Source organism: Hyphomonadaceae bacterium BL14 (assembly GCA_027627705.1).
Taxonomy (GTDB): domain Bacteria; phylum Pseudomonadota; class Alphaproteobacteria; order Caulobacterales; family Maricaulaceae; genus Oceanicaulis.
Genome location: CP091242.1, coordinates 1,582,655 through 1,608,873, shown reverse-complemented (window position 1 = coordinate 1,608,873; position 26,219 = coordinate 1,582,655). Strand labels below are relative to the sequence as shown.

Here is a 26,219-nt window from a genome sequence, read left to right as displayed (position 1 = left end):
GCAATGCAACAAGTCCGGACAAATGTCCGGGCCATTCCTGAACAGCGAAAACAAGCGCTGCCGGCGGGTGAGGAGACGCGACTGTGCTGAAATTCACGACCACTGACCAGCGCTATCCCGACAAGCGCCCCGCGGACGCGCGCAAGCAAGATTTCGATGAAATCTACGCGCCCTTTTCGCCTGTGCGCGGGGCCGAGCAGGCCGAGCGCTGCTCCCAGTGCGGCGTGCCGTTCTGCCAGACCGGCTGTCCGCTGCACAATGATATTCCAGACTGGCTGATGCTGGCGGCGGAAGGCCGAATGGAGGAGGCCTATGAGCGCTCCTCGGCCACCTCCACCATGCCCGAAGTGTGCGGCCGCATCTGCCCCCAGGACCGCTTGTGCGAGGGCGCCTGTGTCATCGAGCAGTCAGGCCATGGCGCCGTCACGATCGGCTCGGTGGAAACGCACATCACCGAAACCGCCTGGGAAAACGGCTGGGTCAAGCCGCTGTGCCCGGCGGCCGGAAGCGGGTTTTCTGTCGGTATTATCGGTGCAGGACCGGCAGGCCTGTCGGCGGCGGAGCGCCTGCGTGAGCAGGGCCATGCGGTCACCATCTATGACCGGCAGGACCGGGCGGGCGGGCTTCTGGTCTATGGCATCCCCAATTTCAAGCTCGACAAGTCGGTCGTGGCGCGCCGGGTCGCGCGCCTGGAGCAGGGCGGGATCGTCTTCCAGCTCAATTTCGAGGTCGGGCGGGACGCCAGCCTGGATGATCTGCGTGCGCGCCATGACGCCCTCTATATCGCGGCGGGTGCCTATGCGGCGCGCGCACTGACCTGCCCCGGCGGCGGCGGGCGTGGGCTGGTGCCGGCGCTGGACTATCTTACGGCGTCGAACCGGCGCGGCTTTGGCGAGACGATCGCCGACAATGGCCGCCTCGATGCACAGGGCAAGCGCGTGATTGTGATCGGCGGCGGCGATACGGCGATGGACTGTGTGCGCACGGCGGTGCGCCAGGGCGCAGCGAGCGTCGCCTGCCACTACCGTCGCGACCGGGTGAACATGCCCGGATCGGCCCGCGAGGTCGCCCATGCCGAGGAAGAGGGCGTAAAATTCGACTGGCTGTGTGCGCCTGCCGCCATTCTGGGCGATGCTGACACCGCCACCGGCGTGCGCATCCAGCGCATGGTGCTGGGTGCCCCGGACGCCACCGGGCGCCGCCGTCCCATGCCCGCTGTCGGCCAGGAGCACGACGCCCAAGCCGACATGGTGATCGCGGCGCTGGGTTTCGAACCGGAAGACTTCCCCGCGCTTTACGGGGCCCCGGAGCTTGAGATGTCACCGCGCGGTACGCTGCGTGTCACCCATCGCTGCCGCACCTCCATCCCCGGCGTCTATGCCGGTGGCGACGCCGTGCGCGGCGCGTCTCTGGTGGTCTGGGCGGTGCGCGACGGGATGGATGCAGCCACTGAAATTCACGCCGATCTGATGGCCCGCGCCCGCGCGGACGCGTCAGTCCGGCAGGCGGAGATGGCCGAATGAACGATGCGCAGCGCTATCTCGACAATCGCGATCGTCTGATCGCGGCGGGTGCCTATGAAGCCGACTCCGAGCGCGACGCCTGCGGCGTCGGCCTGATCGCCGACATCAACGCCACGCCCCGGCGCGAGGTGGTGGAACTGGCGATCAAGGCGCTCAAGGCCGTCTGGCATCGCGGCGCGGTGGATGCGGACGGCAAGACCGGCGATGGCGCGGGCCTGCGCGTCGGAATTCCGCAGGACTTCTTCAAGGCGCAGGTGGCGCGCACCGGCCACGCGCCGGGCACCGGGGTCATCGGCGTGGGCATGATCTTCCTGCCGCGCACAGATTTCGCGGCGCAGGAGCGCAGCCGCACCATTGTCGAGACCGAAGTGCTGCGCGCCGGGCTCCGGCTTTACGGCTGGCGCCAGGCCCCCATCGACCCCTCATGCCTCGGCGACAAGGCCGCCTCCACCCGCCCGGCCATCGAGCAGATCCTGTTTGAAGACCCCAAGAAGCGCGCCGCCTCCGTGCTGGAGCGCGCGCTCTATCTGGTGCGCCGCCGGATCGAGGCGCGCGCGCGCGAGGACGCCCTGCCGGGCTTCTATGTCGCCTCGCTGTCGGCGCGCGATGTGGTCTACAAGGGCATGTTCCTGGCTGAAGCCATCGACACGTTTTACCCCGATCTGCGCGATGAGCGCTTCGTGTCGTCCTTTGCCATCTTCCACCAGCGCTATTCCACCAACACCTTCCCCGAATGGCGCCTGGCCCAGCCCTTCCGCATGCTCGCCCATAATGGCGAGATCAATACGCTCAAGGGCAATCGCAACTGGATGAAGAGCCATGAAATCCTCATGGCGGCCAAGGCGTTCAAGGACGCCGAGGATGTGGTCAAGCCGGTGATCAGCGCAGGCGCGTCGGACTCGGCGGCGCTGGACGAAGTGTTCGAAGTGCTGGTGCGCGCCGGCCGCTCGGCGCCCATGGCCAAGACGCTGCTCATCCCTGAAGCCTGGTCCAAGCGTGGCGAGCTGATGCCCGGTGCCTGGCGGGGCCTGTACGAATACTGCAACTCGGTGATGGAGCCCTGGGACGGGCCGGCAGCGGTGGTGGCCTGCGATGGCCGCTGGGCGATTGCGGGGCTGGACCGCAACGGCCTGCGCCCCCTGCGCTGGAGCCTGACCGCTGATGGCCTGCTCGCCGTGGGTTCGGAAACCGGCATGGCACCGCTGGATCCTGACACGGTGATCGAGCGCGGCGCGGTGACGCCGGGGCGCATGATCGGCGTCGACCTGCATGAGGGCGGGTTCAAGCGCGAGCATGACATGCTCGACATGCTCGCCTCCAAGCATCCGTACGAAGACTGGCTGAAAAACGTCAAGAATATCGAGGCCGAGATCGGCCCCGGCCCGGAAGATTTGCTGTTCGATGACGCCGAGCGGGCGCGCCGCCAGGCCGCCGCCGGCCTGTCGCTTGAGGATGTGGAGATCATCCTCTCGCCCATGGCCGAGACCGGCAAGGAAGCCATTGGCTCCATGGGCGATGACAGCCCGCTGGCGGTGCTGTCGAACCGCTACCGGCCGGTCTATCATTATTTCCGGCAGAACTTCTCCCAGGTCACCAATCCGCCCATCGATCCCTTGCGTGAAGGCCGGGTGATGAGCCTGAAAACCCGGTTCAAGAACCTGGGCAATATCCTGGCCACCGACGAAGCCCAGACCAATGTGTTTGTGCTGGATTCGCCGGTGCTCACCAATGGCATGTATGCGCGCCTGCGCAGCGTTCTGGGCGAGCGCGTGGCCGAGGTGGACGCCACCTTCCCCGCTGACGAGGCGACCGGCACCGGGGGCGGGCTGATGCGCGCGCTGGACCGCATCCGCGCCGACGCGGAAGCCGCCGTGAAAGGCGGGGCCGAGCATCTGGTGCTCACCGATGAGGCGCAGGGGGCGGAGCGTTGCTCCGTGCCCATGGCGCTGGCGGTCGGTGCCGCGCACACGCACCTGACGCGCAAGGGCCTGCGGACATACTGTTCGCTCAACGTGCGCGCCGCTGATGTGGCCGACGCTCATGGCCTGGCGGTTCTGATCGGGCTCGGCGCGACCACCGTGAACCCGTATATCGCGTTTGAAACCGTGGCCGCGCGCAGCCAGCGCGGCCTGGCCTCGCTGAGCCTGGGTCAGAAAGCGCTGAACATGAAGGCCGCGTTCGATGCGGGGCTGCTCAAGATCATGTCCAAAATGGGCATATCGGTCGTCTCCTCCTATCGCGGCGGCTGCAATTTCGAGGTGCTGGGCCTCTCGCGCGCGGTGGGGATGGAATATCTCGGTGGCGTGACCAGCCGCATCTCCGGCATCGGTTTGGCCGGCCTTGAGCACAAGCTGGCCGAGCTGCACGCCTGGGCCTGGCGTGATGACGGCGCGGTGCGCCTGCCTGTGGGCGGGTTCTACCGCCAGCGCGCTTCGGGCGAGGTGCATGCGGTCGAGGCCCGGTCCGTTACCGCCCTGCAAAAGGCGGTGCGCGAGGAGGACTACGCGGCGTTCCGCGAGTATGTCGGCCTGCAGACGCGCGACGCCGACCCGATCCAGCTGCGCGATCTGCTGGAGCCGCGCGCGGTGGGTCCGTCCATCGATGTGTCGCGCTGTGAGAGTGTCAACGAGATCCGCCAGCGCTTTGTCACGCCGGGCATGAGCCTGGGAGCGCTCTCGCCCGAAGCCCATGGCGCGCTCAACGTGGCCATGAACCGGATCGGCGCCAAGTCGGTGTCGGGTGAGGGCGGCGAGGACCGCGCGCGCTACACGCCCATGGCCAATGGCGACAACATGAACTCGGCGGTCAAGCAGGTGGCCTCCGGCCGGTTCGGTGTCACGGCCGAATATCTCAACCAGTGCCGCGAGATCGAGATCAAGATCGCCCAGGGTGCCAAGCCCGGCGAGGGCGGGCAGCTGCCCGGCTTCAAGGTCACGCAGATGATCGCGCGCCTGCGCCATGCCACACCGGGCACCACCCTGATCAGCCCGCCGCCGCACCACGACATCTATTCCATCGAGGACCTGGCCCAGCTGATTTATGACCTGAAGCAGATCAATCCCGAGGCGCGCGTGTGCGTGAAGCTGGTGGCCGCTGCGGGCGTGGGGGCGGTGGCGGCGGGCGTGGCCAAGGCCCATGCCGACGTGATCCTCATCTCGGGCAATGTGGGCGGCACGGGTGCCAGCCCCCAGACCTCCATCAAATTCGCCGGCGCGCCGCTGGAGCTCGGCCTGTCGGAAGCCCATCAGGTGCTCTCGCTCAACGGACTGCGCGAGCGGGTGACGCTGCGCGCCGATGGCGGCATCCGCACCGGGCGCGACGTGGTGATCACCGCCATGCTGGGCGCCGAAGAGTTCGGCATCGGCACCACCAGCCTGATCGCGCTGGGTTGCCTGATGGTGCGCCAGTGCCATTCCAACACCTGCCCGGTAGGCATCTGCACCCAGGACGATGATCTCAGGAAGCGCTTCACCGGCATGGCCGACCATGTGGTCAACCTGATGACCTTCATCGCCCGCGACACCCGCGAGATCCTTGCGAGGCTGGGCGCCGAGCGCCTCGAAGACGTCATCGGCCGCGCCGACCTGCTCGATCAGGTGAGCCGCGGCGCCGATCATCTCGACGATCTCGATCTCAATCCGCTGCTGGTGCGCGTCGACCCCCAGGCCCGCCCGCCGCGCTCCACCCGCGCCCAGCGCAACGCCGTGGCGCCGAGCCTCGACGAGCAGATCCTGAAAGACGCCGCTCCGGTCTTCACCCGGCGCGAGAAGATGCAGCTGGTCTATGACGTGAAGAACACCGACCGCGCCGTGGGCGCTCGGGTGTCCTCGGCCATTGTGCGCGCTTTCGGCCCGGACGGGCTGGAGGACGGCCAGCTCACCCTGCGCCTGGCCGGATCGGCGGGTCAGTCGCTCGGCGCGTTTTCTGCCAAAGGCCTGCGTATCGAGCTGGAGGGCGACGCCAATGACTATGTCGGCAAGGGCCTGTCGGGCGCGACCATTGCCATCCGCCCCTATGGCGGCGCACGCCGTCATGGCGCGGGCGATGTGATCATCGGCAATACGGTTTTGTACGGTGCCACGTCAGGGCGCCTGTTCGCCGCGGGCGGTGCCGGCCAGCGCTTCGCCGTGCGCAATTCCGGCGCGACCGTGGTGGTCGAGGGCTGCGGCGCCAATGGCTGCGAATACATGACCGGCGGCGTCGCGGTGATCCTGGGCAAGGTGGGCGATAATTTCGCCGCCGGCATGACCGGGGGCGAGGCCTTTGTGCTGGACGAGGACGGACGCCTGGAGCCGCGCCTTAATGGCGAGACCGTGTTCCTGGCTGAACTCAATGGCGAGGCCGAAGCGCGCTGCCGCGCCCTCATCGAAGCCCATTACGCCGCCACCGGCTCCCTCCACGCCGCTGCCATCCTCAATGACTGGGAGGCGCGCAGGCCGGAATTCCGTCATGTGGTCCCGTTCGAGCCGGCGAAGATCGAGGCGGGTGCCAAGCGGGCTTGAGGGGCTGGGTGCGTTGAATTTTGGCCACTTGTTTGGCCGCTTCTGGAGCGCATGAAACAATAAGAGCGCCAACGGCCTGGCTCGTTCGCAGGCCGGGCTTTGGCCACTTCCATGGCCACGTTACGCGCGCGCCGGCGCGCGCCCGGCCTCCCGCTTCATAGCCGTCACACGCAAAGGTGACCGCGCCCCGCCTTGGCGCGATGGCGGATCGGGCCACATGGTGTGTCAGACCACGCCCCGCAATTGGAGCCTGCCCATGATCGCCCGCTTCGCCCTTGCCCTGCTCGCCGCCCTCACGCTCAGCGCCGCGAGCTTCGCTAATGATTACCTGAGCCCGGCCCAGGCCGATGGTGCGGACCTGCCCGATGGCCTGTCTCACGCCATTTTCGCCTCGGGCTGTTTCTGGTGCACCGAGGCCGATTTCGAAGGGCTCGACGGCGTTATCGAGGTCGTCTCCGGCTTTGCCGGCGGATCGGAAGCCAATCCGGGCTATTACGATGTGGTGCGCGGGCGCACCGGTCATGTGGAGAGCGCGCGCATCATCTATGACCCGGCTGTGGTGAGCTATGAGGCGCTGCTCGAGCATTACTGGCTCAATGTCGATCCGTTCGACGGCGACGGCCAGTTCTGTGATCGTGGCGCGGCCTACGCCCCGGCCATTTTCCCGGTCGATGACGCACAGCGCGCCGCCGCCGAAGCGTCCAGAGACGCCATCGCCGACCGGTTCGGGCGCGACATCGCCGTGCGCATCCGCGATTTCGACACGTTCTGGCCGGCCGGCGCCGAGCATCAGGACTATGCGGTGAACAACCCGATCCGCTACCAGCGCTACCGTTTCGGCTGCCGGCGCGACCAGCGCCTGCGCCAGATCTGGGGCGGGTAGAGCGTTATCCGGCCTGACTGCGTCAGGCCGCACGCTCCAGCTCGATAATCCGGAGCGCAATTTATCCGAAAACCGGTTCGCGCTTTTCAGATCGCGCTCCAGCCTCACGCCTTGCCCGCAACGCAGCGAGGGTCTAAGCCTCGCCACGGTTTCACACCGTTAGCGGAGCATCCCCATGTCGAACGTGGTGGTCGTCGGCGCCCAGTGGGGCGACGAAGGCAAAGGCAAGATCGTGGACTGGCTGTGCCACCGCGCGGATCTGGTGGTGCGCTTCCAGGGCGGCCACAATGCCGGTCATACGCTGGTGGTGGACGGGGTGACCTACAAGCTCTCGCTCATGCCGTCGGGCGTGGTTCAGAAGAAGCTGTCGCTGATCGGCAATGGCGTGGTGGTCGATCCCTGGGCCTTCATCTCCGAGATCGAGAAAGTGCGCGCCCAGGGCGTCGACGTGACCCCCAAGCTGGTGCGCCTGGCCGAAACCGCCGCGCTGATCCTGCCGGTTCACCGCGAGCTTGATGCGCTGCGCGAAAACCGCGATGACGGGATGAAGATCGGCACCACACGCCGGGGCATCGGCCCGGCCTATGAGGACAAGGTGGGCCGGCGGGCGGTCCGGGTCATTGATCTGGCCGACGAAGCCCAGCTTCGCCGCCGCATCGGTGAGCTTCTGCATCACCACAACGCCCTGCGCCGGGGCTTTGGCGTGGAAGAGTATGACGCCGACGTGCTGACCGCCGAGCTGATGGCCATCGCGCCGAAAGTTCTGCCCTATGCCGACCCGGTCTGGAAAACCCTCAACGGTGCCATCGCGGACGGCAAGAAAGTCCTGTTCGAGGGTGCCCAGGGTGCCTTCCTGGATGTGGACCACGGCACCTATCCGTTTGTGACCAGCTCCAACACCGTGGCCGGCCAGGCCGCCGCCGGGTCCGGCGTGGGCCCCGGCCAGGTGGGCTATGTGCTGGGCATTGTGAAGGCCTACACCACGCGGGTGGGCGAGGGGCCGTTCCCCACCGAGCTGACCGACGCCACCGGCCAGCGCCTGGGCGAACGCGGCAAGGAGTTCGGCACGGTGACCAGCCGCCAGCGGCGCTGCGGCTGGTTTGACGCCGTGCTGGTGCGCCAGAGCGTGAAGATCAACGGCATTACCGGCGTGGCGCTGACCAAGCTCGACGTGCTCGACGGCTTTGACGAGCTCAAAGTCTGCGTCGGCTACAAGCTCAATGGCGAGATGTATGACCGCCTGCCCGCCGGTGCCGAAGCCCAGGCCCGGGTGCAGCCGGTCTACGAAACTCTGGAAGGCTGGTCCGGCTCCACCGCCGGCGCGCGCAGCTGGATGGATTTGCCCGCCCAGGCCGTGAAATACGTGCGCCGCATCGAGGAGCTGATCGAAGCCCCGGTCGCCATCCTGTCCACCAGCCCGGAGCGCGACGACGTCATCCTGATGCAGGACCCGTTCAAGGGGTAGGGTGACGCGAAAATTTATGGTTGAAGCTCATTGCTCTTTTGCTACCCTGAATTTTAGGGTGGGAGGGAGCGATGACAGACGAGGCCGCTGCACCGAAGACGCGTCCGGACTTCAGCTGGGACGCGCTGAAGGATCACACCATTGACGGACATCCCAGCGGCGCGAAGACACTTCAGGATTACTGGCACCTGGATCCGAAGACCGGACAATCCCTTGATGACGCAACCCTGAAGAATCGCGGCCTGATCGCCTCCATTGGCGGGGTGCTATGGCACATTGTGCACCAGCCGCTGGCGGCTTCCTGGAAGTCGAAGCCGGACAGTTCGAAATGGGGCGCGCTCGCCGGGGAGATCACGTTGCGGCTGGCCGCTGCAGACAGCGCCATGATAGCGGGATGTGTTCTGCTTGATGGAGCGGTGCTACAGTCAGGATCTTTGCGGCCCGGCGACACCGGAGCTGATGCCGTTCGCTGCGTCTCATTGAAGGACGCCTTGTTTCTTGGCAAGGCAGACTTCACCGGTTGGCATTTTGGTGACGGCACACATTTCGCTCGCGCCGAGTTTCCAGGTGACGTTTCGTTCGCCGGCGCGCAATTCCATGGCAAAGTGGATTTCTCGGACGTGCGGTTTGCCGGTCGGGCGAATTTCGGGAGGGCCCGGTTTCACCGAGGCGCAAGCTTTGACCGCGCGCAATTTCATGCCTGGAATTTTTTCGAAGACGCCCATTTTTTACAAGATGTCAGCTTCGAAGATGCGCTGTTTCACGAATACGCACTGTTCAAGACAGCAACCTTCAAAAAGCAAGCCCGGTTCAGATACGCCACTTTCAACAAGAAAGCGGACTTCCATCGGGCCAGATTTCTGGGCCCGGCCTCGTTTGAACGCGCCGAGTTTTTTGGTGTCGCGGCGTTTCTTGAAGCGAGGTTTGCAAAGCAGTTTTCCTTCAAGCGGGCGATGTTCAAACACCTGTGCGAGTTTTACGCCCTGGAGGTCACAGGCCGCCACGAGAGGCACTGGCGTTCGGCTTTTGACGGTGCCGAGATTTCCGGCCTGTTCAATCTGGCAAAGGGTCCGTTTCGCATCATCAGCGCCTTCAGCGGTGCGATTGTCTCAGGCTGGATGTGCTATCCGATCGCAGACGAGGGCACGGACGTGAAGGCCTTCAGGTCGGAGGCTCTCAACCTTGCCAAGGCTGCCGGGATGGATTCCCAAGAGGCTCTGAGCGCACTCGAAGGAGGCGCGCGTGTCCTGAAGCGCGCCATGGCGCAACAGGCGGACAGTCTGCGCGAACACCAGTTCTACAGATTTGAAATCGAGGCGCGCCGGCACATCGCAGCCACGCCGGTTACTGAGAAACTGGTGTCGTGGGTCTACAGCCATGTCGCTGAATATGGCCGGCGCGTTGGCAAGCCGCTGGTTTGCCTGGTTATCTGGTTTGGGGTTTTTGCGGCGCTTTACTGGCTTGCCGCTTGCTGGATGGTGCCGACGCCCGGACTGCAAGCGCGCACCAGCATGGCGTTGGAAGCGTCCGCTTTGGGTATTGTGCGGCCCTTCTTCGTATGGGATCCGCGATGGTTGGAGGCTTCGGCCTGGCGATCCGGGTTCGAGTGGCCTTGGGCGCTGTTGCTGTTGCAGATCGTATCGACCGTCCAGTCTCTCACATCCATCGGGCTGATTTTCCTGTCTGCGCTGGCCGTTCGCAGGCGGTTCCAGATCAGCTAGGCAAGCAGCCGCACGTCTTGCAGCGCGCGGCGCACCGGGCTCAACTGCGCTCCCGTCGGATGCCCCGGAGAGCCGCGCCATGACCCGCCTTGAAAACCGCCTCGTCCTCGTCACCGGCGCCTCGCGCGGCGCGGGCGCGGCCGTCGCGCAGGCCTGCGCGGACGCGCGCGGGGATGTGCTGGTGCACTACGCGCGCAACCGCGCCGCGGCTGAAGCTGTGGCGCGGGCGCTGGGGCCGCGCTGCGCCGGTCTGGTCGCCGGCGATCTGGCCGAGCCGGATGCTGCGCGCGCTGTCTGGGACGAGGCGGTCCGCACCGGTGGCCGCACGCCGGACGCGCTGGTGCTCAATCACGGAATCTTCGAGCCTGCCGGGATCGCCGCAAGCGAGGCGGACTGGCGCGCCAACTGGGCGCGCACGCTGCAGGTCAATCTGACCTCCTGCGCGGATCTGGCGCGCCTGGCCGCACGGGCCTGGCTTGACGGCCAGGGCGGATCGCTGGTGGCGATCGCCTCGCGCGCCGCCCATCGCGGCGATGATGCCGATCACGCCTCCTACGCCGCGTCGAAGGCCGGTCTCATCGCCCTCATCAAGACGCTGGCGCGCGCCCATGCAGGGCAGGGTCTGCTCGCCTATGCCATCGCGCCGGGCTGGATCGACACCGACATGGCACCTCAGGACGCCGCTGCGCGGGCGAAGGCTGAGGCCGACGTGCCGCTCGGGCGCATGGCAGCACCGGAGGAGATCGGGGCGCTCACCGCTTTCCTTCTGTCGGGCGCGTGCGCGTCGGCCACGGGCGCCACGTTTGATGTGAATGGTGCCAGCTACGTGCGTTAGGCAGAATTCGGCGAAAACTCGGGGCGAATCCGGGCTGCAGATGGCGCGGCGGCCCTCGATCTGGCCGGTTTGACATATGATCGGGCGATCATGACATATGATCGGGTGTTTTCGTCACCTGCCCGGGCGATGATGACGCCAGATCGAGCCCGAAAGTGACGCCCATGTCCCCGTCCCTGTCCCCCGTTCCGGCCCCGCCGCTATCCCTCAATGACTGGCGCGCGGGCGGGTCGATGTTTGGCTATCGCGGCCATGATATCTTCCAGCGCACGGGCGGCGACTGGCGTGACGAGAGCCGCCCCGTCCTGATCCTGATTCACGGCTTCCCGACCGCCAGCTGGGACTGGGCGCACCAGTGGGACGCCCTGTGCGAGCGCTACCGGGTGGCGGCTATCGATATGATCGGGTTCGGCTTTTCGGCCAAGCCGGCAGATTACGCCTACTCGATCCAGGACCAGGCAGACCTGCACGAGACCTGGTTTGACCGGCTGGGGGTGAGCGCCTGCCATATCCTGGCTCACGACTATGGCGACACGGTTGCCCAGGAATTGCTGGCCCGCATGATCGACCGGCGGGCCAGCGGGGCGGCGGGGCTGGAGATTCTATCCATCTGTTTTCTCAATGGCGGCCTGTTTCCCGAGCAGCACCGCGCCACCCTCACCCAGCGCTTGCTGCACTCGCCGCTGGGGCCGCTCCTGAGCCGGATGATGACAAGACAGCGTTTTGAAACAGGGCTTTGCGAGGTGTTCGGCCCCGATACGAAGCCTTCACCTGAAACGCTCGACGCCTTCTGGTCGCTGGCGATGATGGGCGGCGGCATGCCGCGCATCGGTCACAAGCTGTTGAATTATATTACCGAACGGCGCGCGACACGGGATCGCTGGGTGGGCGCGCTGGTTCATTCGCCCGTGCCATTGCGGGTGATCGACGGCGCGTTGGATCCGGTGTCCGGAGCCCATATGGTCGAGCATTATCAGTCACTTGTGCCAAACCCCGACACGGTGCTCATTCCTCACGTCGGCCACTACCCCCAGCTCGAAGCGCCTGGCGAGGTGCTTGACGCCTTCCTTGAATTCCGGTCGGGTATGCAAAAGGCCTGACCACAAGGGCTGTGACGGGAGGAAGTGCGCCATGAGCGAGCGCTATGACTGCATCATCGCAGGCGGGCTGGTCATTGACGGCAGCGGCGGTGCGCCGGTGCTTGAGGATGTTGCCATCCGGGCCGGACGGGTGGCCGCCCGCGGCCCCGGGCTGGACCGCTCGCGCGCCGATCAAATCATTGACGCCGAAGGTTTTTGGGTAACGCCGGGCCTTCTGGACATCCACACCCATCTCGATCTTGAAGTGGAGTTTGACCCGGCGCTGAAAGAGGCTGTCCGTCACGGCACCACCACGGTTCTGATGAGCAATTGCTCGCTGGGGCTGGCGTTCGGCAATCAGCGGCGCAATGGCGAGGATCCGCTGGTGGACTGCTTCGCCCGGGTGGAAAACATGCCCAAGCCGGTGCTGCGCAAGGTGGCCGACAAGGCGGTGTGGACCAGCCCGGCGGGCTATTACGCCCATCTCGACGATCTGCCGCTGGGCTGTAATGTCATCCCGCTCATTCCCCATTCCATGCTTCGCATCGAGGTGATGGGCCTGACCGGTGCCGTGACACGGACCGCATCGGACAATGATCTCAGGCAGATGGAGGAGGTGCTCGAGCGGGCGATGACTGACGGCTATCCGGGCTTCTCCACGGATGCGCTGCCCTTCCACTTCCTGTCCGAAGATCCCAACCGGCGGGTGAAAATCCCCTCCCAGTTCGGTCAGTACCGCGAGCTCAAACGCCTCACCGGCGTCCTGCGCCGCCATGACCGGCTCTGGCAGGCCACCCCGCCCAAGGACAAGCCACTGGCGGTGTTGCGCAATTTCTCGCTAACCTCCGGGCGCTTGCATGGAAAGCCGCTGAAGGTCACGGCGGTGGCGGCGATGGATGTCGCCTCCAACAAATCCCTGCGCCGTCTCGCGCTCTTGCTGACGCGGGTGTTCAACTCGCCCCTGTTTGGCGGCCATTTCCGTTTCCAGGCGCTGGCTGCGCCGTTCAAGCTGTTCTGGGACGGGCCGATCAACCCGCTGGCCGAGGAAATCCCGGCTTTGCGCGAGCTTAATGAGCTGGATCTCGAAGACGTGGCGGGCCGGCGCGCCTTGCTGGACGATCCGGCCTTCCAGGCGCGGTTTTCAAAGATGTGGATGACCGGCAAGACCGGGTTCGGGCTCAACCGCCTGAAGCGCCTCCTGACGGCGGAAACCCTCTCATTCGACCGCGATTTCAGTGAGATGGTCTTTTATTCGGGCGGGCCGGACATCTGGACAGGCGAGACCTTCGCCCAGGTTCTGGGCCGGTTCCAGGCCTGGCGGTCAGACCCGTCTCTGGCACGCACCACAGACGAGCGCGCGGCCTTCGAGGCGATGCCTGACGGGGCCGCAGAGGAGCCGGGCTTCATGCTCCATCTCTTGCGCACGTATGATCTGTCCCTGCGCTGGTGGACGGTCTCGGCCAATCGCGATCCGGAGATCGTGCGCGCGCTGCTGAACCATCCCCAGATCCTGCCCGGCTTCAATGATAGCGGGGCGCACATCACCAATATGGCCTTCTATGACGGCAATCTGCGCGGCCTCCAGATCGCCCAGTCTGAGGGTATGGAGCGTGTGGCGAGCCAGGTGCGGCGCATGACCCGCGACCCGGCACAGTTCATCGGCGTGGACGCCGGGACCATGGAGATTGGTGACCGGGCCGACTTGGTGGTCATCGATCCCGAAGCCCTGCGCGCCTATGATTCCGAGGCCCGCTCCCGCTTCATCTGGCGCGAGGATTATGGGCACGAGCAGATGGTCAACCGTTCAGACGGCGTGGTGCGCTGCGTGCTCGTCAGTGGTGTCCAGGTCTGGGACGGCGAGCGCTTCACCGACGCTGCGGGCCGCCAGACCCTCGGCCGCGCCCTGCGCCACACCAGCTGGAGCCCGCAGCGTGAAACGCTGCAGGTGGCGGCTGAGTGATCACTCGGCGAGACGCGCGCGCAGCTGGATAACCAGCGCCTCCTGGTAGAATCCTCTGGCGTCGGCTTCGGCGTGATCGAGGAATCTCGTCATTTCATCGTGGTCGATCACCGGCTTGTCTGATGGGCATCCGGCGAAGCGGCCCGTCAGCGCATAATGGGGAAAGCCCACCAGCCCGGCGAAGCGTCCGGCGCGGGCCGAGCGCCGGATTAGCTCCCCGCCATAACACGCGTCATCGGGCCGCCCGTCCCAGCCGGTCAGGCGGATATAACCCACCACGAACAGCGATTGCGGATAGCCCGCGCGCAGGGCGGTGTCGCGAAACGGCTGGCCCTCATCATGACGCCCGGCATACCCGCTCACCCGCGCCAGCTGGTAATTGAGCCGGGGGTTGTCCGGATCGCTTGCCACCGCCGCCTCGCACGCGGCGCGCGCCGCCTCCAGGTCCACATCGCCCTGCGCCACGCCGTCTGCAACCCGTTCAGGATCATCAGGATGAGCGGCCAGCCGGTCGCATTCGGTCACCTCGCGCGACCAGTCGAGCCGGTCATAGACCGCGATCTCGTCAAGGCTGACCGGGGCCGGCTGGGCGGCGGCAAGCAGGAAGGCAATCAGCATGGCGATCTCCCCTCAGGACGCGGAGCGTGATGTCCGGACAAACTAGCCAAATGTTCGCGCGCCGCAAGACGGCCCGGGTCGCGCGACGGGATGATTAGGGGCGTTTCCGGGCAGGTGCGTCAGCCGGGCGCCGGATGGCTCTGACCACTTTGGCGTCCTTCGCCGTAGACCGGCCAATCATCTGAATCATCTGGCCAGGCTGGGTCCGGGTAGATTGGAAAGTCACCCCGTCTGACCGGCGCGCGCACATTCACCGTACGCGGGGATGACTGCAGTCCGAGTTCCAGCACGGCTTCCGGCGTGGCGTCCCACATGATCGTGTCGGAAAAACCCCAATAGCGCAGCGTCTCTTCATCCGGTGTCCAGAACATGGGCACACCCTGGCTCAGCGCAGGCAGGGCCTCGGCCACGTGATCGGGTGCGCGGCCCCACGCCACAACATACGCGGAACGGAATTCGGTCAGAACGCCTGCATGATTGTAAAGGCGCTCAATGCGGAGGCGCCAATAGGGGTGCGCCTCCAATTGTTCGCGCACAGGATCGGGCAGGCTTAGCCAGACCCTGTGCGGCACATCATTTCGCCCAGACCGGTGGAAGCGCCGGATCGCGAAACCTGAAATCGCGCGAAGGTTTTCATCCATAGCCGCCGGGCCGGTCCAAAGGGCTTCGTACCGCGTCCAGGGCAATCCGTGATGCCAGCCAACAATGCCGGGCTCGGGGACCGTGCGTTGGACCGCGCCGAGAAATATCGAACTGGCGCAGGCCGACAGGCAGTAATCCCGCACGACGATGCCGGTCTCCCAACGCGCCAATGCTTCGCCAATGACAACACCCGCCTGCCCGTTGCCGCCACCGCTTCGAACTACAAGGGTGGTGAGCGGGGTTTCGCGAGTCTGAAACCAGGCTGACGCGTCCTCGGTCACCGGGCCATCATAGCAAGCGGTCTGATCATCTATCAGCCAGATGCGGGCGGAAATGCCGGACTCTGTTTGTCCAGCGACCTCGCCGAACTGGGTGAAGATAGCGGGGCTACCGGCCTGATCGCAGGCCTCGATCAGATCAGCGGCGCGATCAAGCCGCCCTTGCCGTTGGTCAGACCGCTCGGCGCAAGCGCCAACGAAGATGAAAATAATCAGACCAATTCGCATACCAATTGCTGGGGTGCGCAGGCGGCCAATGTGCAATCGCCAGCCTGTCTCATTATCACATTCAGATCGCACCGTCTTTGCTGATCCAGGGCCGTCACAGACCTTGACGAACTGCACCTTCAAGCGGCTCATTCCTGTCATGAAAACGGACGTGGACGTGGTCATTCTGGGCGCTGGCATGGCGGGTCTGGCTCTGGCGCGGGCGCTGACCGGGCCGGGCCGCAATCTGTCGGTCACCGTATTGGAGCCGCGCGCCCTGAGGCCTGATACACGCCTGTGGGTTTTCCCCGCCGCCCCCGGTCATGCGCTGGCGCGTTTCGCGCGCCACGAGACGCGTGATGTCAGCCTTGCGGGCCGGGCGGGGCGCCTCGAATCCGGCACCCTCTGGACGGTCCCGGCAGCGGACGTTCAGGCGGCTGCCGTTGAAGCGGTGTCGGAGTCAGTCCGCTCGCGCCTTGAAGCCGGCGTGCGGATCGACGGGGCTTCGGTGTCGGGCCGCGGTGCGCTGGTCGAGTGCGGTCTGGGCCCCATCCGGGCCCGGCAGGTGGTGGATACGCGCGCCGGACCGAACCATGCCGTAGGGGCGCAGCACTGGACGCAGATCGTGCTGTCGGCGCGGATCGAGGGGGCGGACATCCCGGCGCATTTCGAACTCAGCGCCCCGGTCGTCCAGTCCGGCGGGCTGAACCTGATCCAGCGCCACGCGCTGGGGGGCGGCGTCCAGCTGATCGAGGCGGTGCGCTATGCACCGCCGGGCGATGACGGCGCCTGTCTGGCCAGCCTGCTGGACAGCGCGCTGCCATCTCCGGCGGCCCGAACTGCGCGCCGCACAGTCTTGCCCTTGCTGCCTCCACCTGCGCGCCGGCTGAACGCAGGGGCGTTGATCGCCGCGCCGCCCCGGGCTGGCGGCTTGCGCTTTGTGGTCGGCATGGAGGCGCTGCGCCTCAGCCAATGGGCGCAGGCGAGCGCGCAGGCCGTGTCAGACGGTGCGTTGATGGTGCCGCCGCCCGATCCGGGCTCGGCGGCGCGGGCGCCAGCCTTGTCGCTGGCCCGGCACCTGCGCGATGGGGCTGGTCCGGCTGCGGCCTGGCTCACCGGCATGCTCAAAGCACGGGAGCCGGACGCCGCGCTTGCCTTTCTCGCGGGCACAGGCCGCGCGCGCTAGGCGTACGCCCCTCGACTCCGCCGCCAAACCTGCGAGAATTGGTTAAGGGACTGCAAATTCAAGGGGACGCCGGAATGATCGCGCGCAATTGGCTACGCTTCGGGGTTTTGCTCGTTCTGGGCGCGGCGTTGGCCGCCTGCGACCCGGTGGACAGGCCGGATGCGCCAGCGGCTCAGGGTCCCCAGCTGACCCTGCGCGCAGCCGACGCTCCACGCGCCGCCGAGACGGCTTCTGACCAGTTCGAATACCTGCGCTATGCGATCAACACCGAGTCCGCGTCGCCGGAATTATGCCTGACGTTCTCCGCGCCGCTCGACCCGCAACTGGATTACTCCGGCTATGTCGAGATTGACGAGCCGGTCTCGCTCGCTGTGAGCGGCCAGCGGCTTTGCCTGGGCGGCCTGCAGTTCGGGCAAACCCGCACCGTCACGCTGCGCCAGGGCCTGCCGTCTGCCGAGGGCACCAGCCTGGCTGCCGACGAGCAGGCTGTGCTCACCTTTGATGACCGGCCTGCCTTTATCGGCTTTGCCGGCTCGGGCGTCGTCCTGCCGCGCATTGATGCCGACGGGCTGGCCATCCAGACCGTCAACGTGCCGCGCGTGCGCGTGATCGTGCACCGGGTCACCGACCGCGCGCTGGCTTTCCGTGAGATCACCTCCGGGTTCGATGCGGCGAGCGGCGAATGGAACTGGGCTTATGGTGAGGAAACGCCGGGCGATGCGGGTGTTGAGGTCTGGCGCGGCGAGATGGATACGCCCGGCGACGCCAATGCATCTGTTATCACCGTATTCCCCATCGCAGAGGCGATCGGCCAGCTGCAACCGGGCGCTTATTATATCGAAGTCGACGATGCGGACGCCATAGAGCGCGATGCGGATCGCGGTGATCAGGCGCGTGCGCGCCGCTGGATTATCGTTACCGATCTGGCCTTTACAGCCTGGCGCAGCGGCGACGGCATGGAAGTTACGGTGCGCTCGCTGCAGACCGCTCGCCCGGCTGAAGGTGCCGAGGTGCGTCTGGTCGCGCGGTCCAATGAGGTGCTGGCCAACCGCACCACAGGGGCGGATGGCAAGGCGCGCTTCAGCGCGGCTTTGATGAACGGGACGGATGGAAATACCCCGCGCCTTCTGGCCGCTTACGGGCCGGATGGCGATTTCGCGCTGCTGGACCTCAACCGCAATCCCGTCGATCTGTCCAATCAACCCGTCGCGGGCCGGGACCGGCCCGGCCAGGGCGATGCCTTTGTCTATCTCGACCGGGGCGTCTACCGTCCCGGCGAGACGGTGCAGGCCAGCGCGTTGCTCCGGGATCTCGCCGGACTCGCTCTGACCGGGCGGGCCGGATCGCTTGTTGTGTATCAGCCCAACGGGCTGGAGCTGACCCGCCACCGGTTCGGGACCGCGCCGAATGCGGGCGGGCTGTCGCACGGATTTGAGCTGCCGCGCAGCGCGGCGCGGGGCCAGTGGCGCCTGGCGCTGGAGCTGGACGGTGCCGGTGAAGCCGGCTCGACCCGGTTTGCGGTGGAAGACTTCGTCCCGCAACGCGTCGAGTTGACGTTGAACGCCGATACCGGCACCCCCATGCGGGCAGGCGAGACCCGCATGGTCGATGCCCGTGTGCGCTTCCTCTACGGCGCGCCGGGTGCAGGCCTTGTTGTTGAAGGTTCGGCGCGGGTCGAGCCAGATCCCAATCCTTTTCCCGGCTGGACCGGATACCGCTTCGGCCTGCACGACGAGCAATTCTCCGAGAGCCTCGAGGACCTGCCGCGCACCGCTGCGGACGGGCGCGGCGAGGCGCGCGTGCCGGTGTCTGCTGGCGGGCGCGGCGAGGAGTCATCCCTGCCGCTGCGCCTGCGCGCGGTGATCCGGGTCCAGGAGCCGGGCGGGCGCGCGGTCGCCGATGATGTGCGCATCCCCTACCGGCCCCAGGCGCGCTATGCCGCGCTTCGCTCTGAATTTGACGGTGCCGCCGAGCGCAACGCGCCGGCGCGTTTCTCGCTCATCGCCGTGGATGCGGACGGCGCGCCCGTGGCGGCGGACATGCAGTGGCGCCTGGTGCGCCGGGATTATAATTACGACTGGTACCGCACCGATGGCGGCGAGTGGCGCTGGCGCCGGTCGGAGCGTGTCGTGCCGGTTGAGAGCGGACAGACGCGCCTGGGCGGGGCGGATGCGGCGGAGATATCCACGGGGTCGCTGGCGTGGGGCGATTACACGCTGATCGTCTCTGACGGGGAGCGCGACATTGCCTCCACCGGCTTCTGGGTGGGGTATGGCGGCCGCGCCCAGGCCGGCGAGGAAGCGCCGGACACGGTGCGTGTGGCTGGTCCGGACACGGCACCGGAGGCGGGCTCCAATGCCGTCATCACCGTGCGTGCACCCTATGCGGGCCTCGCTGAAGTGGTGGTCGCCAATGACCGGATCCTGACCTCGCGCCAGATCGAGGTGAGCGAGGAAGGCGCACAAATCACCCTGCCGGTCACCGCAGACTGGGGTTCCGGTGCCTATGTGATGGTCAGCGTCTATACCCCGCGCGACGCCGTGGATCAGCCCCGCCCGCGCCGCGCAGTCGGCGTGGCCTGGGTGCCTGTGAACGTGGACGGGCGGACGTTCGATCTGACGCTGGATGCGCCGGAACGGGCAATTCCCGAGCAGCCGCTTGTGGTTAACATTCGCGCCGAAGGCGGCCCGCGCGCAGAGCGGGCGTGGGTGACGGTGGCGGCGGTGGATGAGGGGATTTTGCTCCTGACCAATTTCCGCTCGCCCAGTCCCGAGGACTGGTTCTTCGGACAGACGCAACTGGGCGTGGATTTGCTGGACGATTATGGCCGGGTGCTGGACCCCAATCAGGGTGCCGCCGCACCCGTGCGGTCTGGCGGCGACCAGATAGGGGCGGCGGGCCTCTCCGTGGTGCCCACCCGCACGGTCGCGCTGTTCTCCGGCCCGGTTCAGCTGGACCGGTCCGGGCGGGCATCGATTTCTCTGGATGTGCCTCAATTCAATGGTGAATTGCGCCTGATGGCGGTGGCGTGGTCTGAAGGCGGGCTGGGTTCCGCCTCGCGTCCGGTGACGGTGCGTGAGGATGCCCCGGCCGAGCTGATCCTGCCGCGCTTCATGTCACCGGGCGACACGGCGCAGGCCACGGTGACCGTTGATAACATTGACCTGCCCGCCGGCGCCTTCTCAGCGCAGATCAGCGCGACCGGTCCGCTTTCCGGGCCATCGGAGGCGGTGGAAATGACCCTGGAGCCGGGACAGCGCGAGGATAGGCGCGTCCGCCTGACCGCTGATACGGCGGGGATAGGCGAGCTGGTTCTCGCCGTGACGGGGCCGCAAAACTTCGCGACCGAGCGCAGCTATCCCATCGAGGTTCGCTCGGCCTGGCTGCCGGAATCCCGTGTCGAGCGGCGCACGCTGCGCCCGGGCGAAAGCTGGACACCGCCCGCCGCAGCGCTGGCCGGATATGTAGACGGGACAGGCTCCTTGCTGGTGAGCGCCTCGGCTTTCCCGATTGATATGGGGCCGCTCTATCGCGATCTGGCAGCCTACCCCTATGCCTGTACCGAGCAGAGTCTGAGCCGGGCCATGCCGCTGCTCTATGCCCGGCAGCTGGCCGGGTTGTCGGATGAGGAGATGCGCGGCGGTGCGGCCGCGGATGTGCGCCGGACGATTGAGCAAGTCCTGTCGCGCCAGAGCGGTGACGGTGCGTTCGGCCTGTGGCGTGTGGGCGACGGCCAGGCCTCGCCCTGGCTGGGCGCCTATGCCACTGATTTCCTTAGCCGCGCGGAGCAACAGGGCTATCCTGTGCCGCGTGCGGCGCTGGACCGGGCATTGAGCCAGCTGCAGCCCATAGCCCGGGGCGAGCTGTGGCGCGCCTACGGCTATAACACGAGCGTTCCTGAGGCCCGCTGGACGCGGGATACGCGCCAGCGCCTGGAAGACCGCAGCGCGGCGTATGCCCTGTATGTGCTGGCGCGCAACGGTCAGGCGGACCGCTCGCGCCTGCGCTACATGCATGACGAGCGCATCCGCCAGATCGAGAGCCCGCTGGCACGTGCCCATATCGGGGCAGGCCTGGCCGCCATGGGCGACCGGCCGCGCGCGGCCAGCGCGTTCGGGGCGGCGGTGGAGGCGCTGGGCTATCGCAATGAGGGTGACTGGTATCAGTCAGTGCGCCGCGACACGGCGGCGGTGCTGGCGCTGGCGGCGGAAGCGGGTCAAACCGGTATCGTCGAGCAGCTGGCAGGCAGGTTGTCACGCGACCTGCCCGAACCGTCGCGCCTGACCACGCAGGAGAAGGTATTCCTGATCCTGGCCGCACATGCGTTGGCGGGGGATAGTGAAGCTGCTTCAATCAGTTATGACGGTGCGGCCGACGATCCCGCGGCGGTGCGGTTTGACGCTGACACGCTGGCGCAGGCGGGCGCTTTCACCAATACCGGCACTCAACCGGTTTTCGTCACGATGCTGGCGCGCGGCGCGCCGGCCGAAGCCCCAGCCGCGTCGGCGTCCATGCTGCGCCTCGAAAAGACGATCCTGAACACGCGCGGCGAGACAGTTGATCCGGCCTCTGTTGTGCAAGGCGACCGGCTGGTTATCAGCCTCGAATTGACCCCGGAACGCCAGGCGATGGCCAGCTATGTCATCGCTGATCTTCTGCCTGCAGGCTTTGAAATTGAAGGCGTTCTGACCGCCGGGGACGGGGCTCCGGACGGGCCTTACGCCTTCCTGGGCGAGCTGAGCTATCCGCAAGTGGCCGAGGCGCGCGACGACCGGTTCGTCGCGGCGATCGAATCGCGCAGCGGGCGTACAGAGCGCTTCGCCTATGTGGTGCGGCCTGTGACGGCGGGCGAGTTCGCCCTGCCCGGCGCGGTGGCCGAAGACATGTACCGGCCTGACGTGACCGCGCGGACAGGGTCGGGCCGGCTGGCTATCCGGCCCTGACAGCGATGGCGGCTATCCCCCGTCTCTACCCCGAAAAATGGGGACATAAGGCAGCGTTGTGGAGACATGCGGCGGTTCTGTGGGGACTTGCAGCGGCCCTGTCGGGTCTTGTGGCGCTGCTGGTGACCCTTCGGGTCGTCGATCTGGCCCTGCCGCCGCCCATCGAGGCGGGCCGCACCGTCTCTCTGGTCGTTGCCGACCGTGACGGACGCGCCCTGCGCGCCTTTCCGGTTGAGGCGGGACGCTGGCGCCTGGCCGCAGACCTGGACCGGATCGACCCGGCCTTCATCGAGGCGCTGCTGGCAGTGGAGGACCGGCGCTTCGAGGAGCATCACGGCGTGGACCTGCTGGCGCTGGTGCGTGCCACGGGTCAGGCCGTCACCTCGGGCCGCATCCGGTCTGGCGGGTCGACCATCACGATGCAGACCGCCCGGCTTCTGGAGCCGCGCCCGCGCCGGACCATCGGGGCCAAGTTGATAGAGATGCTGCGGGCCTGGCAGCTGGAGATGCGGCTGACCAAGGACGAGATCCTGGAGCTGTATCTGACCCTGGCGCCGTATGGCGGCAATCTGCAGGGCGTGCGGGCGGCGAGCTGGGCCTGGTTTGACCGTGAGCCCGACCAGCTGACCCCCGACCAGATCGCGCTGCTCATCGCCCTGCCTCAGGCGCCGGAAGCGCGCAGGCCGGACCGGCGGCCCGAGGCGGCGCGGGCGGCGCGCGCACGCTTGCTCCAGCGCATGGCGCGGCTGGAGCTGATCAGCCAGGCACGCGCGCTGGACGCGGCCGATGAGGCCTTGCCTGAGGGCCGCCATGCCTTTCCCGCCCGCGCCTGGCACGCCGCCGAGACGGTGCGCGCGGGCGCTGGCGGCGTTGGCGAAGTGCGCTCGACGCTGGATTCGCGCCTGCAGGGCGAGGCCGAGCGATTGATGGCGGCGCTGGTGGCCGCGGCGGGGCCTGATGTGCAGGCTTCGGCCCTGATCGTGGACATCGAAACGCGCGCCGTGCGCGCGGCGGTCGGGTCGGCGGGGCTGGACCGGGCGGGGGGCTGGATGGATTTGACCAACCGGCGCCGCTCGCCGGGATCGGCGCTGAAGCCTTTGATCTACGCACTGGCGTTTGATGATGGCGCGGCGGCGCCCGCGACCCGTATCGCCGATTTGCCAGCACGGTTTGCAAGCTACCAGCCTGAGAATTTCGACCGCAGCTTCCGCGGCGAGGTCACAGTGGCCGATGCGCTGCAGCATTCGCTGAACGTGCCGGCGGTGCGCCTGCTCGACCGGGTGGGGGCGGCGCGCTTCACTGCCTCGCTGGCGCAGGCGGGCGGCGCGCCCGATGTGCCCGGTGCCCATAGTGGCGCGGCGGGGCTGGCCGTTGGGCTGGGCGGGCTGGGTCTGAGCGCGCGCGATCTGGCGCTGGTCTACGCGGCGCTGGGTGATGAGGGCCGCGCGCGGCCACTGGTGTGGACGCAAGACGCGCTGGACGCGCCCGCGCCGGTTCCGGTGCGCCTGGTCTCGGCCTCCAGCGCGCGCCAGGTGCTGACCATATTGGAAGGCTCGCCCGCGCCGCCAGGGCGCATGCCCGCGCGGCTGGCCAGCGGGGCACCTGCCATCGCCTACAAGACCGGCACGTCCTACGGGTATCGCGATGCCTGGGCGGCCGGGGTGGCAGGAGGGTATGCCATCGTGGTGTGGACCGGACGCCCGGATGGCGTGCCACGCCCGGGCGTGACGGGACGCGCGGCGGCGCTGCCGGTGCTGTTTGACCTGTTCGACTCGGTGGCGCGCATCGATCCGGGCTTTGCAGCGCGGGCGCGGGCGCGCCATGCGCCGATGGAGTCGGCCCCCTCTGCGCTGGACCGGTTTGCCCGTGCGGACGCGCCGCCGGAGATTCTGTTCCCGCCCGACCGCTCGGAAATCTGGGCCGATGAACCGGGCCGGGGTTTTGTTCTGTCCGGGCGTGGCAATCGGGGGCTCGCCTGGTATGCCGACGGCGCGCCGGTGCCGCGCGACGCCGGCGGATCGCCGGTCTGGACGCCGGACGGTCCCGGGTTTTACGAGCTGACGGCGGTGGACGCGCAGGGCCAGTCCGCCCGGGTGCGTGTGCGGGTGCGCATGCCGTCGGGCTGACGCGCCGGTTGACGCGCCTGTGATCTGCCGCGCGCGGAGGCAGGCTCGACGGGCCGCCGCAAGTCACGCTAGGTTCGCGGCCATGTTCGAAATTGCGGAAGGACTGACCCCATGACCCTCCCGATCCTGCGCAGCGCTCTGGCGCTGCTCGCGGCGGCGGTACTGGCGGCGGGCGCAAGCGCCCAGTTGCCCCTGACCATCGAAGACCTGTTCCAGATACGCCAGGCAGGCAGCGCGGTGATCTCCCCCGACGGCCAGTCAGTGGCCTACACCGTCACCGTTCCGCGCGACGTTCCCAACGGTGCGTCTGACGGCGTGCCCCATGTGGAGCTGCATATCGCCACCGGGCCTGAGCAGAACCGCGCCTATGTGGCCGGTGAGGGGCGGATCAGCGCCATCGCCTGGACGCCGGACGGGCAGGGCGTGACCTTCCTGGCCAATCGTGCCGGTGACAGTGCCACGGCGCTCTACCGCATCGATATTGCGGGCGGCGAGGCCCAGCGCATCTATGCCCACAGTCAGGCCATCCGCAGCTACGCCATCGCGCCCGACGGGACCACGCTGTTCTTCGTGGCCCAGGACCGGCCCGATCCGATGCGGGCGCGCCTGAGCGACCGGGGCTTCCGCGCCAATGTCTTCGAAGAGCAGCAGGTCTTCTCCCATGTCTGGCGCGCTGACCTGAGCGATCGCGAGGCGGACGCCACCCGGTTCGATCTGCCCGGTCACGCCACGCAAGTGGTCTTGAGCCCGGACGGGTCGCTTCTGGCCGTCGATCTGGCACCCACCGCGCTGGTGGATGACAATCTGATGAGCCGGCGCTGGCATGTGGTGAACGCGCGCACGGGTGCCGTCATCTCGTCTGCGCAGACCCTGAGCAAGCTGGGGTCTGCGGCGTTCTCGCCCGACAATGCGCGTCTGGCCTTTCTGGCCGGCGTGGACCGGGCGGACCCCACGGCAGGCACGCTGCATATCGCCGACGTGCGCACCGGCGCGATGGAGATCATCGACCGTGACGCCGAACAGCACCTGTACGGCTTTGCCTGGCAGGATGATCGCACCGTGCTGACGCTGGCTCATACCGGCACGACGAGCGCGCTGGTGCAGTATGGCGTGGATGGCGAGGCGCAGGCGCGCACCCCGTTTGAAGGCGGCATTCTGCGTGCCATCGATCTGCACCGTGATAGCGGCGCCATCGCCGCCGTGGTGGATGCGCCGACCCATCCGCGCGAGGTGTTTGCCGCCCGGCCGGGCGAGGCATTCGCCCGCTGGACCGATCACAACCCGCAGCTGGCCAGCATCGCCTGGGGCGTTCAGCGTACGGTCGAATGGGACGCGCGCGACGGCGAGCGCGTCGAGGGCGTGCTGATCACTCCGCAGGGCCGCGCCCCGCGCGGTGGCTGGCCGCTGATCATGACGGTCCATGGCGGGCCCGAAGCCCATGACAGTGACGGCTGGCTCAACAATTACTCACGCTTTGGCCATATCGCGGCGGGCGAAGGGTTTGCGATCCTGTTCCCGAACTATCGCGGCTCCACCGGCCGGGGCGAGCGCTTCATGAAGCTCGACCATCTCGACCCGCCGGGCGACGAGTTCTGGGACATTGTCGACGCCATCGCCCCGCTGGCGCAGGAGGGCCTGATTGATCCCGACCGCGTCGGCATTACCGGCGGCTCCTATGGCGGGTTCGCCTCGGCCTGGGGTGCGACGATTGCGACCGAGCACTTCGCCGCCGCTGCGCCCTTTGTGGCGCTGACCGATCTGGTGTCCTTCTTCGGCACGACCGAGATTCCGGTTGAAATGATCGATGTCCATTTCATGGAATACCCGTGGGAGAATTTCGATCTGTACGTAGACAAGAGCCCGATCCGCCATGCCCAGGGCTCGCGCACGCCCACGCTGATCCTGCACGGCGAGGCCGATACGCGGGTGGACACGACCCAGTCCTTCATCCTCTACCGCTTCCTGCAGTTGGCCGGCGACGCACCGGTGCGTCTGGTCACCTATCCCGGCGAGGGCCACGGCAATGCCCGGGCGGCCGCGCAGTATGACTATGCGCTGCGGGTGATGCGCTGGATGCAGCACTACCTGCAGGGCGAGGGCGGCGAACCGCCGCCTGCCGAGCTGCCCCTGCCTGAATTGCTGGGCCTGAACGACTGACGATCAGGGCCGGGCGCGTCCGTCGCGCCCGGCCTTTTTTCTGTCCTGCTGGCGCGATTGGCGTTAGTCTGCTGTCTTGCCCGATCCATGAATC

The 26,219-nt window shown here is 67.2% G+C and carries 14 protein-coding genes; 12 read left to right on the top strand and 2 right to left on the bottom strand.

The genetic code is table 11. From position 1 onward, the window contains the following. Positions 1-83 precede the first annotated feature (83 nt). The 8 genes from L2D00_07740 (at position 84) to L2D00_07705 (ending at position 13,968) form a co-directional block, all read left to right on the top strand. Positions 84-1,523 (top strand): NAD(P)-dependent oxidoreductase, encoded by a 1,440-nt coding sequence (locus L2D00_07740; GenBank protein WBQ11745.1) that lies wholly within the window; start codon positions 84-86, stop codon positions 1,521-1,523. Next, positions 1,520-6,025: a glutamate synthase large subunit gene (gene gltB / locus L2D00_07735; GenBank protein ID WBQ11744.1), complete on the top strand. Its 4,506-nt coding sequence runs from the start codon at positions 1,520-1,522 to the stop codon at positions 6,023-6,025. The genes L2D00_07740 and gltB overlap by 4 nt, the downstream gene beginning before the upstream one ends. 256 nt (positions 6,026-6,281) lie before the next feature. Beyond that, positions 6,282-6,908 (top strand): peptide-methionine (S)-S-oxide reductase MsrA, encoded by a 627-nt coding sequence (gene msrA / locus L2D00_07730; protein ID WBQ11743.1) that lies wholly within the window; start codon positions 6,282-6,284, stop codon positions 6,906-6,908. Positions 6,909-7,083: 175 nt separating this feature from the next. Next, positions 7,084-8,373, top strand: coding sequence for an adenylosuccinate synthase (locus L2D00_07725; GenBank protein ID WBQ11742.1), 1,290 nt, complete (start codon positions 7,084-7,086; stop codon positions 8,371-8,373). Between the two features lie 71 nt (positions 8,374-8,444). Continuing rightward, positions 8,445-10,094 (top strand): pentapeptide repeat-containing protein, encoded by a 1,650-nt coding sequence (locus tag L2D00_07720; GenBank protein WBQ11741.1) that lies wholly within the window; start codon positions 8,445-8,447, stop codon positions 10,092-10,094. A gap of 79 nt (positions 10,095-10,173) precedes the next feature. Beyond that, positions 10,174-10,929 (top strand): SDR family oxidoreductase, encoded by a 756-nt coding sequence (locus L2D00_07715; GenBank protein WBQ11740.1) that lies wholly within the window; start codon positions 10,174-10,176, stop codon positions 10,927-10,929. A 164-nt stretch (positions 10,930-11,093) separates the two neighbouring features. Next, on the top strand, positions 11,094-12,029 hold the full coding sequence (locus L2D00_07710; GenBank protein WBQ11739.1) for an alpha/beta hydrolase: 936 nt from the start codon (positions 11,094-11,096) through the stop codon (positions 12,027-12,029). Positions 12,030-12,060: 31 nt separating this feature from the next. Continuing rightward, on the top strand, positions 12,061-13,968 hold the full coding sequence (locus L2D00_07705) for an amidohydrolase family protein (GenBank protein ID WBQ11738.1): 1,908 nt from the start codon (positions 12,061-12,063) through the stop codon (positions 13,966-13,968). Here the strand turns inward: L2D00_07705 and L2D00_07700 are convergent, their stop codons facing one another. Both L2D00_07700 and L2D00_07695 read right to left on the bottom strand, forming a co-directional pair. Next, positions 13,969-14,586, bottom strand: coding sequence for a hypothetical protein (locus L2D00_07700; protein WBQ11737.1), 618 nt, complete (start codon positions 14,584-14,586; stop codon positions 13,969-13,971). Positions 14,587-14,705: 119 nt separating this feature from the next. Continuing rightward, entirely contained in the window at positions 14,706-15,899 is a 1,194-nt protein-coding gene (locus L2D00_07695; protein WBQ11736.1) for a hypothetical protein, read from the bottom strand. Between L2D00_07695 and L2D00_07690 the strand changes: the two genes are divergently transcribed. From L2D00_07690 to L2D00_07675, 4 genes are all read left to right on the top strand, one after another. Continuing rightward, positions 15,874-16,899: a lycopene cyclase family protein gene (locus L2D00_07690; protein WBQ11735.1), complete on the top strand. Its 1,026-nt coding sequence runs from the start codon at positions 15,874-15,876 to the stop codon at positions 16,897-16,899. The genes L2D00_07695 and L2D00_07690 overlap by 26 nt on opposite strands. Before the next feature lie 74 nt (positions 16,900-16,973). Continuing rightward, on the top strand, positions 16,974-21,842 hold the full coding sequence (locus tag L2D00_07685) for an alpha-2-macroglobulin family protein (protein ID WBQ11734.1): 4,869 nt from the start codon (positions 16,974-16,976) through the stop codon (positions 21,840-21,842). Between the two features lie 56 nt (positions 21,843-21,898). Then, positions 21,899-23,968: a penicillin-binding protein 1C gene (gene pbpC / locus L2D00_07680; GenBank protein WBQ11733.1), complete on the top strand. Its 2,070-nt coding sequence runs from the start codon at positions 21,899-21,901 to the stop codon at positions 23,966-23,968. 111 nt (positions 23,969-24,079) lie between these two features. Continuing rightward, the gene (locus L2D00_07675; GenBank protein ID WBQ11732.1) at positions 24,080-26,125 is read left to right on the top strand and encodes a S9 family peptidase; all 2,046 of its coding nucleotides are present in this window, start codon (positions 24,080-24,082) and stop codon (positions 26,123-26,125) included. Positions 26,126-26,219: the final 94 nt, after the last annotated feature.

Bases quoted from the DNA above. Each gene is read 5' to 3' on its own strand.
- L2D00_07690 (WBQ11735.1), top strand. From the start codon at position 15,874: ATGAAAACGGACGTGGACGTGGTCATTCTGGGCGCTGGCATGGCGGGT.
- L2D00_07725 (WBQ11742.1), top strand. From the start codon at position 7,084: ATGTCGAACGTGGTGGTCGTCGGCGCCCAGTGGGGCGACGAAGGCAAA.
- L2D00_07675 (WBQ11732.1), top strand. From the start codon at position 24,080: ATGACCCTCCCGATCCTGCGCAGCGCTCTGGCGCTGCTCGCGGCGGCG.
- L2D00_07715 (WBQ11740.1), top strand. From the start codon at position 10,174: ATGACCCGCCTTGAAAACCGCCTCGTCCTCGTCACCGGCGCCTCGCGC.
- L2D00_07700 (WBQ11737.1), bottom strand. From the start codon at position 14,586: ATGCTGATTGCCTTCCTGCTTGCCGCCGCCCAGCCGGCCCCGGTCAGC.
- msrA (WBQ11743.1), top strand. From the start codon at position 6,282: ATGATCGCCCGCTTCGCCCTTGCCCTGCTCGCCGCCCTCACGCTCAGC.
- L2D00_07705 (WBQ11738.1), top strand. From the start codon at position 12,061: ATGAGCGAGCGCTATGACTGCATCATCGCAGGCGGGCTGGTCATTGAC.
- L2D00_07720 (WBQ11741.1), top strand. From the start codon at position 8,445: ATGACAGACGAGGCCGCTGCACCGAAGACGCGTCCGGACTTCAGCTGG.
- L2D00_07710 (WBQ11739.1), top strand. From the start codon at position 11,094: ATGTCCCCGTCCCTGTCCCCCGTTCCGGCCCCGCCGCTATCCCTCAAT.
- L2D00_07685 (WBQ11734.1), top strand. From the start codon at position 16,974: ATGATCGCGCGCAATTGGCTACGCTTCGGGGTTTTGCTCGTTCTGGGC.
- L2D00_07695 (WBQ11736.1), bottom strand. From the start codon at position 15,899: ATGACCACGTCCACGTCCGTTTTCATGACAGGAATGAGCCGCTTGAAG.
- gltB (WBQ11744.1), top strand. From the start codon at position 1,520: ATGAACGATGCGCAGCGCTATCTCGACAATCGCGATCGTCTGATCGCG.